This is a genomic window from Pseudomonas sp. JV241A, from assembly GCF_900275665.1.
GTDB lineage: Bacteria > Pseudomonadota > Gammaproteobacteria > Pseudomonadales > Pseudomonadaceae > Aquipseudomonas > Aquipseudomonas wadenswilerensis.
Genome location: NZ_OPYO01000029.1, coordinates 196,557 through 209,667, shown reverse-complemented (window position 1 = coordinate 209,667; position 13,111 = coordinate 196,557). Strand labels below are relative to the sequence as shown.

The window sequence follows — 13,111 nt, the reverse complement described above, 5'->3', positions numbered from 1 at the left end:
GCGCTATTATGGCGCCCAATTGGAGGCAAAATCAGTGCGAAAATCTTACTCGAACGAATTCAAAATCAAAGCTGCCGAGATGGTGCTGGACGATGGTGAGTCAGTCCCTGATGTCTGCGAGAGCCTTGGTCTAGGGCGGACCGCGCTTCGTCGCTGGGTCGAGCAACTGCGCCAGGAACGAGAAGGTCAAACACCGGTCGGCGCGAAGGCCATCACTCCAGAGCAGCAGCGAATCCAGGAGCTGGAAGCGCTAGTCCGGCAAAAGGACCGGGATATCGAAATCCTAAAAAAGGCCAGTGCTCTCCTGCTTCGGGACTCCAAGGATCGTTCTCGCTGATCAACGAACTGAGTGAGCAATTTGGTGTTTTCGACTGCTGTCGCGTCCTTGGAGTTCGGCGCAGTAGTTTCTACGCATGGCGAAAACGCCAGGGACGAAAGGATCCGGTCAGAGAGGATCTGCGTTCAACGATGGCCAGCCTTTTCAAGGCCTCTCGTAGCTCTGCTGGGTCGCGAACGCTGGTTCGGGAATTGCGTCGTGCTGGCCATAAAGCCGGGCGATACAAGGTACGTATGCTGATGAAGGAAGCCGGTCTGCAATGCAAGCAACGCAGGCCGCATCGTTACCGATCATCGGGCACAGAAGCATTGATCGCGAGTAACCAGCTCAAGCGAAACTTCAACGTCTCGACGGTCAACCAGGTGTGGTGCGGCGATGTCACCTACATCCAGGTAGGCAAGCGTTGGCTGTACTTGGCGGCTGTGATCGACTTGTATGCTCGCCGAGTGGTGGGCTGGGCTTTCTCAATGATCGCCGATGCCCGGCTTGCCTGCGAGGCGCTACGAATGGCGGTCGAATCTAGAGGTAGACCGGCTGGAGTGATGTTCCACTCGGATCAGGGTTGTCAGTACACCAGCCATAAATTCAGGGCTGCTCTTGAGGAGTACGGTCTGGAACAGAGCATGAGTCACCGAGGCCAGTGCTGGGATAACGCCGTCATGGAGCGCTTCTTCGGTGCATTGAAGTCTGAGTGGATGCCAGCAGAAGGTTACGAAACCGAAGCGCAAGCACAGTTAGACATCCAGGCTTATCTGATGCGTTACAACCTTAAGCGTCTCCACAGCTACAACGGCTATGAAACCCCGGTAGCCATGGAGAAAAAGCTCAAGGTTGCGGCATGAACCTAAACCGGTGTCCAAAATCTGTTGACCAGTTCAGACCAGCGCCTGCTGGTCGACCTGGTCGATGGTCTGCAGCGCGACCTGCTGATCGTCGAAGGTCGCCTGCAGCCCTGTGTGATCGCTGCCCAGCGTCACCTGCAGCAAGGCCGCTCGATCAGCGCCGGGGTGTGATGGAACCTTTGCCGGTGGGGGCAATCAGACCTTATAAGGACAGCTGATCGGGATTTTGCTCCGATGTCGTGAAGCTGTCGTGCGAAGCCCCTATGGGCTTCTGTTTAGCCCCGGGCGGCCTCCCCACCGCTCGGGGTTTCTTTTTGCCTGCGGATCAGGGCTCAGGGGTGCTCGCCAAACAGACGCAGGCTGTCGTGCAGGTACTGCTCGCGCATTTCCGGGGCCAGCCACTGGGCGTACAGGTCGGGCAAGGTGTCGTCGCGCAGGGGCAGCAACAGCTTGTTGATATGGCTGATGGCTTCGCGCCCGAGGGGCGTGTCGGAGCAGCCGACCCGCAGCAACTGGTACTGCTCGACACCCTGGATCGGGTAGAAGGCATAGTCATCCGTCGGCCAGCCCTGTTGCTGTAACAGGTAGCGCACCTCCGGCCAGTAGCCAAGCACCAGTTGCAGGCGGTCATGCTGCTGCATCTGCAACAGGCTGGTCACCGCATCATTGCCGTAATGACGGCTGAGGGTAGTGTCGGGCAGGGTCTTGAGCAGTTCATCAACGGCTGCGCTGTAGCTGCGCTGGGCGACTACTCCGAGCTTCAGCGACGTGTTGCCGAGCATCGCGTGCAGGTCGACCTGATTGTTCTGGAGATAGGGTTCGAGCAGGCGCTGGTCTTTGCGCCGCACCACCAGGCCACTGCTCAACACCCCAAGGCTGGGTATCGAGAAGTGCACGTAGCGCGCTCGTTCGGGCGTCCACAGCAACGTAGGGTCGCAGGTGAAGGTCGATTCCTGAAGCATCTGGATGCCCCGGGCCCGATTGACCCGGACAATGCTGTGATCGTACTCGGGCATCTGTTCGATCAGCAGCGGCAGCAACTGGTCGATCACCCCCTGGCCTTTGCCCGTGCCTTCATAAATGGTCAGCGGCGGCAAATCGCGCAATAGCCAGAACAAACGCTCCTTGGCCCAGGCCGAGGCCGGTAGGCCAAAGCTCAGCAGCAGACCCAACAACAACGGCAATCCACGACGCACGCTCGCTTGCCAGTGATAGGTCATGTTCGGGTCTCCACCGTTGCCACGGAATTCAAGCAATGTGTCGTTCAGACCGCTCCTTGCGCGCGTAGCCGGGCAATCGCCGCCGCGTCGTAACCCAACCTGGCCAGTAGCTGATCAGTGTGCGCGCCCAGTTCCGGACCAACCCATTCGCTGGAGCCCGGTGTGTCCGAGAGTTTGGGCACGATACCCGGCATCTTGAACGGCTTGCCGTCGGGCAGTTTGGCCTGGAGGAACATCTCGCGGGCAAGGAACTGCGGATCGCTGAACATGTCCTCGGCGCTGTAGATGCGGCTGGCCGGTACCTGGGCGTCATTGAGCACCTGCATCAGCGCATCCAGCGGCAGGGTCCGGGCCCAGCGGTCGATCACCCCGTACAGTTCATCGCGGCGCAGGTCGCGGCCGTCATTGCTGGCCAGGGCCGGATCGTCGGCCAGGTCATCGCGGCCGATGGCCTGCATGAAGCGCTTGAAGATCGCATCGCCATTGGCGCCAATCTGCACATGCTTGCCATCGGCGCTGGTGTGAATGGAGGAGGGGGTGATGCCGGGCATGATGTTGCCGGTACGCTCGCGAATAAAACCGAACACGTCGAACTCCGGCACCATGCTTTCCATCATGGCGAAGATCGCTTCATACAGGGCCACGTCCACCACCTGGCCCTGGCCGCCGTTGACCTCGCGATGGCGCAGGGCCATCAATGCGCCGATTACGCCCCACAACGCTGCAATCGAGTCACCGATGGAGATGCCGGTACGCACCGGCGGGCGGTCCTCGAAACCGGTGATGTAGCGCAGCCCGCCCATGGATTCGCCGACGGCGCCGAACCCCGGCTGGTCTTTCATCGGCCCGGTCTGGCCGAAGCCGGACAGGCGCACCATCACCAGCTTCGGATTGAGGGCGTGCAGCACGTCCCAGCCCAGGCCGAGTTTTTCCAGTACCCCGGGGCGGAAGTTCTCGATCAGGATGTCGGCTTCGGCCAGCAGCTTCTTGAGGATATCCAGCCCTTCGGCGTGCTTGAGGTTGAGGGTCAGCGACTGCTTGTTGCGGGCCTGGACGAACCACCAAAGTGACGTGCCTTCGTACAGCTTGCGCCACTTGCGCAGCGGATCACCGCCATCGGGCGACTCGACCTTGATCACCTCGGCGCCAAACTCGGCGCAGATGCGCGAAGCGAACGGACCGGCAATCAGGGTGCCGAGTTCGATGACTTTGAGGCCGGCGAGGGGTTTGCTGGGCGTAGGCATGAGGCGTCCGTGGCAGCTGGTCAGGGCCCCCGTTTTTATCATAGCTGGGCGCGCCCAGATACTGCCGCGGCGCAAGGAACATGCGGATCGGTTAGACTGGGCGACTTTCCTTGCCGCAAGAAGCCCGTCCATGGCCCAGCCGTCCACCACCTACAAGTTTGAACTGAACCTCACCGACCTTGACCGCGGCGTGTACGAAAGCGTCAAGCAGACCATCGCCCGTCACCCGTCGGAAACCGAGGAGCGCATGGCCGTGCGCCTGCTGGCCTACGCCCTGTGGTACAACGAGCAACTGGCCTTTGGCCGCGGTCTGTCGGATGTGGACGAAGCAGCAGTGTGGGAAAAGAGCCTGGACGACCGCATCCTGCACTGGATCGAAGTTGGCCAGCCGGATGCCGATCGCCTGACCTGGTGCTCGCGCCGCACCGAGCGCACCAGCCTGCTGGCCTATGGCAGCCTGCGCGTGTGGGAAACCAAGGTGGTGCCAGCGGTCAAGAACCTGAAAAACCTGAACATCGCCGCCGTGCCCCAGGAGGTTCTGGAAACCCTGGCCAAGGACATGCCGCGGGCGATCAAGTGGGACGTGATGATCAGCGAAGGCACGGTGTTCGTCACCGACGATCGCGGCCAGCACGAAGTCCAGCTTCAATGGCTGATGGGCGAGCGCTGATCGCGCGCCCGTTCCGGTCGAACATTCCTGATTCACGAGAAGCCCCAATCGCCCCATGCGTATCGATCCCCGCCCGTTGCCGTCCACGCTGCCATTCCTTGGCGACCTGCCACCGTTGCTGACCCGCCTGTATGCCGCCCGCGGCGTGCAGTCGGCAGCCGAGCTGGATAAAAGCCTGGCGCGCTTGCTGCCTTACCAGCAGCTCAAGGGCATCGAGGCGGCGGTCGACCTGCTGGTGGCGGCACTGGCAGAACGCCAGCGCATCCTCATCGTCGGCGACTTCGACGCTGACGGCGCCACGGCCAGTACCGTCGGTGTACTCGGCCTGCGTCTGCTCGGTGCCGCCCATGTCGATTACCTGGTGCCCAACCGCTTCGAGTACGGCTATGGCCTGACCCCGGAGATCGTCGAGGTGGCCTTGCAACGCCAGCCGCAGTTGCTGATCACCGTCGACAACGGCATCTCCAGCGTCGAAGGCGTGGCAGCCGCCAAGGCTGCGGGCTTGAAAGTACTGGTGACCGATCACCACCTGCCGGGCCATGAATTGCCGGCGGCAGACGCCATCGTCAATCCCAACCAGCCGGGCTGCGAGTTTCCCAGCAAGGCGCTGGCCGGGGTCGGGGTGATCTTCTATGTGCTGATGGCCTTGCGAGCGCGTTTGCGCAGCCTCGGTCATTACGACAACGCGCCGCAACCGAACATCGGCGAGCTGCTCGATCTGGTGGCCCTGGGCAGCGTGGCTGACGTGGTGCCGCTGGATGCCAACAATCGTATCCTGGTCCATCAGGGCCTGGAACGCATCCGTGCCGGGCGGGCCCGGCCGGGGCTCAAGGCCATCCTTGAAGTGGCCCGGCGCGATCATGCGCGCATCACCTCCACCGACCTTGGCTTTATCCTCGGCCCTCGGCTCAATGCCGCCGGACGCCTGGACGACATGAGCCTGGGCATCGAGTGCCTGCTCAGTGACGATGCCAACCTGGCACGGGAAATCGCCGGCCAGCTCGACGAACTGAACCAGGACCGCAAGTCCATCGAGCAGGGCATGCAGCGCGAAGCCCTGGCCCAGCTCAAGGACCTGGCGCTGGAGTCGATGCCGTTCGGCCTGTGCCTGTTCGAGCCGGACTGGCACCAGGGCGTGATCGGCATCCTCGCCTCGCGCCTGAAAGAGCGTTATCACCGCCCGACCATCGCCTTTGCCGATGCTGGCGAAGGCATGCTCAAGGGCTCGGCGCGTTCGGTGCCGGGCTTCCATATTCGCGATGCACTGGATGCCGTGGCGGCGCGTCACCCGCAGTTGATCAGCAAGTTTGGTGGTCACGCCATGGCTGCCGGCCTATCGCTGCCCGCCGACAATTTCCCGGCCTTTGCCCAGGCGTTCGACGAAGAAACCCGGCGCCAGTTGCACGAAGAGGACCTGACCGGCCGTCTGCTGTCCGACGGCACCCTGGCGGTCGAGGAATTTCACCTGGAGCTGGCCCGCGCCCTGCGCCATGCCGGGCCCTGGGGCCAGCACTTTCCCGAGCCGCTGTTCCACGGGGTGTTCCAGCTGGTCGAGCAGCGCGTCGTCGGTGAGCGGCACCTGAAGGTGGTGCTCAAGAGCGAATGCGGTTCGCTCAAGCTCGATGGCATCGCCTTTGGCATCGACCGCGAGGTCTGGCCCAACCCGACGGTGCGCTGGGTGGAGTTGGCCTACAAGCTCGACGTCAACGAGTTCCGCGGCCAGGAAAGCGTGCAACTGATGATCGCCCATATCGAGCCGCGCTGAACTGACGGGGCAAAGTGGTCTAGGCTTCGGATGATGGGTCGAAGAACCTGCGGGGAAGATTCTGTAGTCGGCCGGTCAACCATCTGGAGCCTTACCACTTGATTTGAGAGGTGCCCCATGAGCCTGCTGCTTGAGCCGTACACCCTGCGCCAGCTGATCCTGCCCAACCGCATTGCCGTGTCACCCATGTGCCAGTATTCCAGTGTCGACGGCCTGGCCAATGACTGGCACCTGGTGCACCTGGGCAGCCGCGCGGTGGGTGGCGCCGGCCTGATTTTCACCGAAGCCACTGCCGTGACTGCCGATGGGCGCATTACCGCGCAGGACCTGGGCTTGTGGGACGACGCGCAGATCCCGGCGCTGCAACGCATCACCCGTTTCATCACCGCCCAGGGCGCGGTGCCAGGCATCCAGCTGGCCCATGCCGGGCGCAAGGCCAGCACCCATCGGCCCTGGCTGGGCAAGCATGGCAGCGTCAAGGTGGACGATGGTGGCTGGGTGCCGGTGGGGCCCTCGAAGATTGCCTTCGACCCGGAGCACACCGCACCTGCCGAACTGACCGAAGCGCAGATCGCTGACATCATCCAGGCCTTTGTCGCTGCCGCCCGGCGTGCCCTGGAGGCCGGCTTCAAGGTGGCCGAAGTGCATGCCGCCCATGGCTACCTGCTGCACCAGTTCCTCTCGCCCTTGAGCAACCAGCGCCGTGACCAGTACGGCAGCTGCTTCGAAAACCGTATCCGCCTGACCCTGCAAGTGACCGAAGCGGTGCGTGAGGTCTGGCCGGCTGAGCTGCCGGTGTTCGTGCGTCTGTCGGCCACCGATTGGGTGGAAGATGGCTGGAATCCGGATGAGACCGTGGAGTTGGCCAAGCGCTTGAGAAAGTTGGGAGTGGACCTGATCGATGTGTCGTCCGGCGGCACCTCGGTAAAAGCCGAGATCCCCACAGGGCCGGGCTATCAAACCCAGTTTGCGGCCAAGGTGCGGGAGGAGGCGGGGATCGCCACCGGGACGGTCGGCATGATTACCGACCCGATGCAGGCTGAAACCATCTTGCGTACGGCGCAGGCCGATATCATTTTCCTCGCCCGCGAGCTACTGCGCGACCCCTACTGGCCGCTGCACGCCGACGACGACCTGGGGGGCAACAAGGCAGTGTGGCCGGCGCAGTACCAACGGGCTACCAGTCGTGACCAGCCGATACACGAGTCTGATTTGCGCGATTGACTGAATGGCGAGCGCTTCGCGCTCGATCGCAGGCAAGCCAGCTCCCACAGGTTCGGCGTACATAAACCCTCTGTGGGAGCGGGCCTCAGGCATGTGCCGCCTGGCTCAACACATCACTGACCCACTGATTGATGCTCTTGTCTGCCAGCTCAGCCTTTTGCGCGACGCTGGCATGCAGCGTCGGCTCCAGGCGCAAGCTCAATTTCCCCGAATAAGCTTTCTGCGGCTCACGTCCCAAGCGCGCACAAGTATCGAGGTAGTCATCCACGGCTTCTTCGAAGGCGATGCGCAGTTGCGCGACCGATTGCGCGTGAAAACCGATCACATCGCGTATACCTGCGACGTGGCCAATCAACAATTGATCTTCATCGCTGTATTCAATACGGGCGGCATAGCCTTTGTAGTGCATGACATTCATGGGGTCACTCCGGCCTGTTCCAGAAACAACCGCGCATCGCGGATCTGATAAGGCTTGGCATCTTTATCCGGATGAGGGCGATGGAACGTCGCGATCACACCATTGAGTTCGAAGCGCACGCGTGAACCTCTGCCTTCGATTACCCGGGCCCCCGCACCGACCAGCAACGATTCGATGCGAGCCCATTCCAGATTGTTGGGTATCGGTTTGCTGAAGACCGACTTCAACGTGCCGCGCTGATGATTATTCATGGTATCAGATTATGATACCGTCATCCATGCAGCAATGGGACGACCGTAGGACGAGGACTTTGCGGATGAAGGAGGTTTCCTGGATTCAGCCCAGCTCCCCCACCGCCCGCCATGCCTCATCAATCGCCGCGTGGGCATAGGCGCTCCAGGCCGCGTCCGAGTTGGCGATGCTGACCTTGCCCACGGGTTGGCGCGCCAGTGCTATCCACTTTTCGGTCTGCTCGGGATCGTCGTAGAGGGTGTTGCTGAAGCAGGCGTAGCCGTGGGGCCAGCGGTTGACGGTGATCGCCAGGATGTCCTTGTCGTGGTCAAAGCCGCCGGGGCCAAGCATGCGTTGCAACTGTTCGCGCAGCTGGCTTTCCAGCACTTCGAATGAAGTGCCATACAGGCGCCCGCGTCCGGCACGGGCCTGGTCGCGGCTGTTCATGCCGCTGTCGGGGCTGGTCGGCACGTAGACCAGGTGCAGACCGATGGGCTGCGCCGGGTCGCGTGGATGCTCGTAGCCGCCGAGGCTCACCGGGTAGTCGAGCTTGATCCGGCTGTAGGGTTGGGTGGCGGCGTAGATCTCGTGCACGCCAAGCTTCTGGAACGCCTGCCAGTTGCGCACGATGACCTTGGTGTACACCAGCGGAAACTTGACGTTCTGGCTCAGGGCATGGGCCTGTTCGGCCGACAGGTCGCGCAGCAGGTAGGGGATCATCATGTTGTAGCAGGCCAGGATGCAGTGCTTGCCGCGCACCTGGGCCAGTTGCCCGGCGCGGCTGTAGCCGACATTGACGCCTCCGTCGACGTTGCGCACGCTGACCGCCGTGCTGTTCAGACGCAGGCGCACCGGCTGCCCGGCGCGGTCGAGCTGGCTGTAGTCGAAATTGGCGAGGACGATGTCCTCCATGTTCTGGCCCGGCGCCACCGTCGGTATCAGGCTGCGCACCAGCAGGCGCGCCAGCGACGCGTTGCCGTCGGGGAAGTGGTAGATGTAGGGCTCTTCCATCTCCGCCTTGGCTTCCTCGCTGACCGGCTCCAGGTTCATCGCGGCAAAACCGGGGAAGCCGACATAGTAGGCGTCGGCAGCGGCCACGGTATCGATGCTCAGGGCCATGAAATCATTGGTACGGCCCTGAAAGTACTTGACCGCCTTGGCCGACAGGCCGACGTCCTTGAGCAGGAAATCACGGTAGCTGGTGCGCTCGAGGTACGCGGTCTTGTCTTCCAGCGACTTGCCGGCCAGGTAATCCCTGGGGGCCTGGTGCAGGTCGATCAGGGCCTTGCGGTCGCTTTCGGGCAGGGGGAAATCGTTGATGAAATCGCCGATCGAACGGGCGTTGAGCTGCGTAGGGGCGATGTCATCGCCGACCATCGGCGTCGGGTCGCCGCTGACCAGCTTGTCTTCGCCGAAGGTCTCCTGGTCGAAGAACACTGCGCGCGACAGGCCCAGGTCGGGATAGAAGCTGCGGTCAAAGGCGGTCTCGAAACGCTTGATGTCCACCCCGAGCTTTTTCAGCAGGCCGTTGACCTCTTTGCTGTACAGGTGATTGGGCGACTGGAAGGCTTCGCTGCCGCCGTAGCCGAGGATCATCCGCCCGCCGGCGCTGAACTCGTTGCGCTTGGCATGGCCGCCGAAGTCGTCGTGGTTCTCGAGGATCAGAATCTTCGCAGCCGGGTGTTTCTCGCGGTAGAAGAACGCTGCCGACAGGCCGCTGATGCCGCCGCCGACCACCACCAGGTCATACTCTTCGCTGATCGGCAGGGCGTCGGTGACGAAGGTTTTTTTCTCCCAGCCCATCTGGTGCGCAACGTCGAAAGCGCCGGGATGACTGCCGCGCAAACCGGTCAGGGCCGGTGGGTAGTAGCGCCCGCCGGGGGCAGCCTGAAGCAGTTGCAGCGGGGTCAGGCCCGCTGCAACGCCGATGGCGACTCCGTTGATGAAGTCGCGTCGGGTGATTTCCATGGGTGTCCTTACCTTAATGTTTGAACATCACATGCCGGACGCAGGTGTAGTCCTCCAGCCCGTACATGGACATATCCTTGCCATAGCCGGACAGTTTCTGACCGCCATGGGGCATTTCGCTGACCAGCATAAAGTGCGTGTTGACCCAGGTACAGCCGTACTGCAGGCGCGCCGAGACGCGATGGGCACGGCCGACGTCAGCGGTCCACAGCGACGACGCCAGGCCGTAGTCGGAATCGTTGGCCCAGGCCAGGGCCTGAGCTTCGTCGTCGAAACGGGTCACCGAGACCACCGGCCCGAACACTTCGCGGCGGACGATCTCGTCATCCTGCTGGGCATCGGCCAGCACCGTCGGTTCAAAGAAGAAACCGTCACCGGCCACCGCCTTGCCACCGGTTATCAGGCGGATATGCGGTTGGGCAAGCGCCCGTTCGACCATGGCCGCTACCCGGTCGCGGTGCTGGGCGGTGATCAGTGGGCCGAGCTCGGTGTCCGGGTCGTTCTGCAGACCATGCTTGATACTGGCGACGGCCTTGCCGAGTTTTTCGACGAACTGCTCGTAGATGCCGCTCTGGGCATAGATACGGCAAGCGGCGGTGCAGTCCTGGCCGGCATTATAGAAGCCGAAGGTGCGGATGCCGTCGACCGCGGCGTCGATATCGGCATCATCGAAAATGATCACCGGTGCCTTGCCGCCCAGCTCCATGTGCATGCGTTTGACGCTGTCGGCGGTGCTGGCGATGATGTTGGCGCCGGTTGCGATCGAGCCGGTCAGCGACACCATGCGCACTTTCGGGTGGCTCACCAGCGGCGTGCCGACACTCGGGCCGCGGCCGAAGAGGATATTCAGCACGCCGGCCGGGAATATTTCGCTGGCCAGTTCCGCCAGGCGCAAGGCCGTCAGCGGCGTCTGCTCCGACGGCTTGAGCACCACGGTGTTGCCGGCGGCCAGGGCCGGGGCAATCTTCCAGGCCACCATCATCAGCGGGTAGTTCCACGGTGCGATCGAGGCGACCACGCCCAGCGGGTCGCGGCGCACCATCGAGGTATGTCCCGGCAGGTACTCACCTGCGGCCGAGCCGCCCAGGCAGCGGGTGGCACCGGCGAAAAAACGAAACACGTCGGCGATGGCCGGGATCTCGTCGTTGAGCGCGGCGGCATAGGGCTTGCCGCAGTTGTCCGATTCCAGCCGCGCCAGTTCCTCGCCGTGGGCCTCGATAGTGTCCGCGAGTTTGAGCAGCAACCGCGAGCGGTCCTTGGGCGTGGTCTGCGACCAGCTCTCGAAGGCGCGGTCGGCGGCGCGCACGGCGGCGTCGACCTGGGCTTCGCTGGCTTCATTGACCTCCACCAGCACAGTGCCCAGCGCCGGGTTGAGCACTGCGTAGCCTGCGCCTTCGCCTTCAACCAGTTGGCCGTTGATCAACAGTCGGGTTTGCATGGTTCCAGTCCTCCAGGAGTTATTTGCCGCTGCCGGCAACGCTTTCGCCGCCGCGGGTCAGGTAGTAGGCGCCGAGGATCGGCAGCATGGTCACCAGCATCACCAGCATGGCCACCACGTTGGTAACCGGCACATCGCGCGGCCGGCTCAACTGGTTGAGCAGCCAGATCGGCAGGGTGCGTTCGTGGCCAGCGGTGAAGGTGGTGACGATGATTTCGTCGAACGACAAGGCAAAGGCCAGCATGCCGCCGGCCAATAGAGCCGAGCCGAGGTTGGGCAGAACGATGTAGCGAAAGGTCTGCCAGCCGTCGGCCCCGAGATCCATCGACGCCTCGATCAGGCTCTGCGAGGTACGCCGCAGGCGGGCGATGACGTTGTTGTAGACGATCACCACGCAGAAGGTGGCGTGGCCGACGACGATGGTGAAAATCCCGGGCTCTATGCCTAGGGTCTTGAACGCCGAGAGCAGGGCGATGCCGGTGATGATCCCGGGCAGGGCGATGGGCAGTATCAGCATCAGCGAAATGCTCTCTTTGCCGAAAAAACTGCGCCGGTACAGCGCCGCCGAGGCCAGGGTGCCGAGCACAAGGGCGAGCAGCGTGGCCAGGCAGGCGACCTGCAGCGACAGCGTGATCGACTCCAGCACATCCGGGCGCGAGAAGGCCACGCTGAACCACTTCAGGGTGAAGCCCTGGGGCGGAAAACTGAAGGCGGCGTCCTCGGTGTTGAAGGCATAGAGGAAGATGATCAGGATCGGGAAGTGCAGGAACACCAGCCCGCCCCAGGCCGCCAGGCGCAGGCCGATCGAGGCGCGTTCAGAGTGCATCGAAGGCCCCCAGGCGTTTGACGATGGACAGGTACACGGCAATCAGCACGATTGGCACCAGGGTAAAGGCGGCGGCCATGGGCATGTTGCCGATGGCGCCCTGCTGGGCGTAGACCATGCTGCCGATGAAGTAGCCGGGCGGGCCGACCAGTTGCGGGACGATGAAGTCGCCCAGTGTCAGCGAAAAGGTGAAGATGGAGCCTGCGGCGATGCCCGGTACCGAGAGCGGCAGGATCACCTGCGTGAAGGTCTGCCACGGCCTGGCGCCAAGGTCCGCCGAGGCTTGCAGCAATGACGGCGGCAGGCGCTCCAGCGAGGCCTGGATCGGCAGGATCATGAACGGCAGCCAGATGTACACGAACACCAGAAAACGCCCCAGGTGCGAGGTCGACAGGGTGCTGCCGCCCACCCCCGGAATACCGAGGATGAACTGCAGCACTGGCCCCAGGTTCAGTTGCTGGACGAACCACTGGGCCACGCCGCCCTTGGCCAGCAGCAAGGTCCAGGCATAGGCCTTGACGATGTAGCTGGCCCACATCGGCATCATCACCGCGATATAGAAGAACGCCTTGGTCTTGCCGCTGGTGTAGCGCGCCATGTAGTAGGCGATCGGGAAGGCCAGGGTGGCACTGGCGATCGACACGGCGATGGCCATGCCCAGGGTACGCAGGATGATGTCGAAGTTCGACGGGTTGAACAGCGCGGCGAAGTTGGCCAGGGTCAGCTCCGGGGTGACCGCCATGGTGAAGTCGTCGAAGGTGTAGAAGCCCTGCCACAGCAAACTCAGCAACGAGCCGAGGTAGATTGCACCGAACCAGATCAGCGGCGGTATCAACAGTAGCGCCAGGTACAGGTTCGGTCGCCGGTAGAGCAGGTTGGAGAAACGCCGCATGGGGGCCGGCGCGGCTTTTTCCACGGTCAGGCTCAT

12 protein-coding genes and 1 pseudogene are annotated in these 13,111 nt (G+C 62.9%); 5 read left to right on the top strand and 8 right to left on the bottom strand.

All coding sequences use genetic code 11. The features are described from left to right. Positions 1 to 79: 79 nt before the first annotated feature. Both JV241A_RS19405 and JV241A_RS19400 read left to right on the top strand, forming a co-directional pair. Positions 80 to 1,179 (top strand): IS3 family transposase gene (locus JV241A_RS19405; protein ID WP_240047891.1). Its coding sequence is split into 2 segments (ribosomal slippage): positions 80 to 284 and positions 284 to 1,179, totalling 1,101 coding nucleotides; the frame shifts between segments, so codons are not numbered across the junction. A gap of 36 nt (positions 1,180 to 1,215) precedes the next feature. Further along, positions 1,216 to 1,350 (top strand): annotated as a pseudogene (locus tag JV241A_RS19400) (DUF3509 domain-containing protein); the annotation flags it as partial. Between the two features lie 161 nt (positions 1,351 to 1,511). On the opposite strand, the gene JV241A_RS19395 reads toward JV241A_RS19400, so the two are convergent. Then, positions 1,512 to 2,399 carry a TIGR02285 family protein gene (locus JV241A_RS19395; RefSeq protein WP_134064053.1) on the bottom strand — a complete coding sequence of 296 codons (888 nt, stop codon included), beginning with the start codon at positions 2,397 to 2,399 and terminating at the stop codon, positions 1,512 to 1,514. Between the two features lie 44 nt (positions 2,400 to 2,443). After that, positions 2,444 to 3,643: a CaiB/BaiF CoA-transferase family protein gene (locus JV241A_RS19390; protein ID WP_115088443.1), complete on the bottom strand. Its 1,200-nt coding sequence runs from the start codon at positions 3,641 to 3,643 to the stop codon at positions 2,444 to 2,446. Between the two features lie 130 nt (positions 3,644 to 3,773). Between JV241A_RS19390 and JV241A_RS19385 the strand changes: the two genes are divergently transcribed. The 3 genes from JV241A_RS19385 to JV241A_RS19375 all read left to right on the top strand — a co-directional run bounded on the left by JV241A_RS19385 (position 3,774) and on the right by JV241A_RS19375 (position 7,302). Beyond that, positions 3,774 to 4,313, top strand: coding sequence for a YaeQ family protein (locus JV241A_RS19385; RefSeq protein WP_038996805.1), 540 nt, complete (start codon positions 3,774 to 3,776; stop codon positions 4,311 to 4,313). 55 nt (positions 4,314 to 4,368) lie between these two features. After that, on the top strand, positions 4,369 to 6,078 hold the full coding sequence (gene recJ, locus JV241A_RS19380) for a single-stranded-DNA-specific exonuclease RecJ (protein WP_134064051.1): 1,710 nt from the start codon (positions 4,369 to 4,371) through the stop codon (positions 6,076 to 6,078). A gap of 117 nt (positions 6,079 to 6,195) precedes the next feature. Further along, positions 6,196 to 7,302: an NADH:flavin oxidoreductase/NADH oxidase gene (locus JV241A_RS19375; protein ID WP_115088441.1), complete on the top strand. Its 1,107-nt coding sequence runs from the start codon at positions 6,196 to 6,198 to the stop codon at positions 7,300 to 7,302. An 85-nt stretch (positions 7,303 to 7,387) separates the two neighbouring features. On the opposite strand, the gene JV241A_RS19370 is transcribed toward JV241A_RS19375, so the two are convergent. The 6 genes from JV241A_RS19370 to JV241A_RS19345 all read right to left on the bottom strand — a co-directional run bounded on the left by JV241A_RS19370 (position 7,388) and on the right by JV241A_RS19345 (position 13,111). Then, positions 7,388 to 7,720 carry a type II toxin-antitoxin system HicB family antitoxin gene (locus JV241A_RS19370; RefSeq protein ID WP_115088440.1) on the bottom strand — a complete coding sequence of 111 codons (333 nt, stop codon included), beginning with the start codon at positions 7,718 to 7,720 and terminating at the stop codon, positions 7,388 to 7,390. Continuing rightward, positions 7,717 to 7,971 carry a type II toxin-antitoxin system HicA family toxin gene (locus JV241A_RS19365; RefSeq protein WP_115088439.1) on the bottom strand — a complete coding sequence of 85 codons (255 nt, stop codon included), beginning with the start codon at positions 7,969 to 7,971 and terminating at the stop codon, positions 7,717 to 7,719. Before JV241A_RS19365 ends, JV241A_RS19370 begins: the two co-directional genes overlap by 4 nt. 85 nt (positions 7,972 to 8,056) lie before the next feature. Then, entirely contained in the window at positions 8,057 to 9,919 is a 1,863-nt protein-coding gene (locus tag JV241A_RS19360) for an FAD/NAD(P)-binding protein (protein ID WP_134064049.1), read from the bottom strand. Between the two features lie 13 nt (positions 9,920 to 9,932). After that, positions 9,933 to 11,357, bottom strand: a complete 1,425-nt coding sequence (locus JV241A_RS19355; protein WP_134064047.1) for a gamma-aminobutyraldehyde dehydrogenase — start codon at positions 11,355 to 11,357, stop codon at positions 9,933 to 9,935. Positions 11,358 to 11,376: 19 nt separating this feature from the next. Further along, a complete protein-coding gene (locus JV241A_RS19350; RefSeq protein ID WP_115088436.1) occupies positions 11,377 to 12,183 on the bottom strand; it encodes an ABC transporter permease in 807 nt (268 codons plus the stop codon). Further along, positions 12,173 to 13,111: an ABC transporter permease gene (locus JV241A_RS19345; RefSeq protein WP_115088435.1), complete on the bottom strand. Its 939-nt coding sequence runs from the start codon at positions 13,109 to 13,111 to the stop codon at positions 12,173 to 12,175. Before JV241A_RS19345 ends, JV241A_RS19350 begins: the two co-directional genes overlap by 11 nt.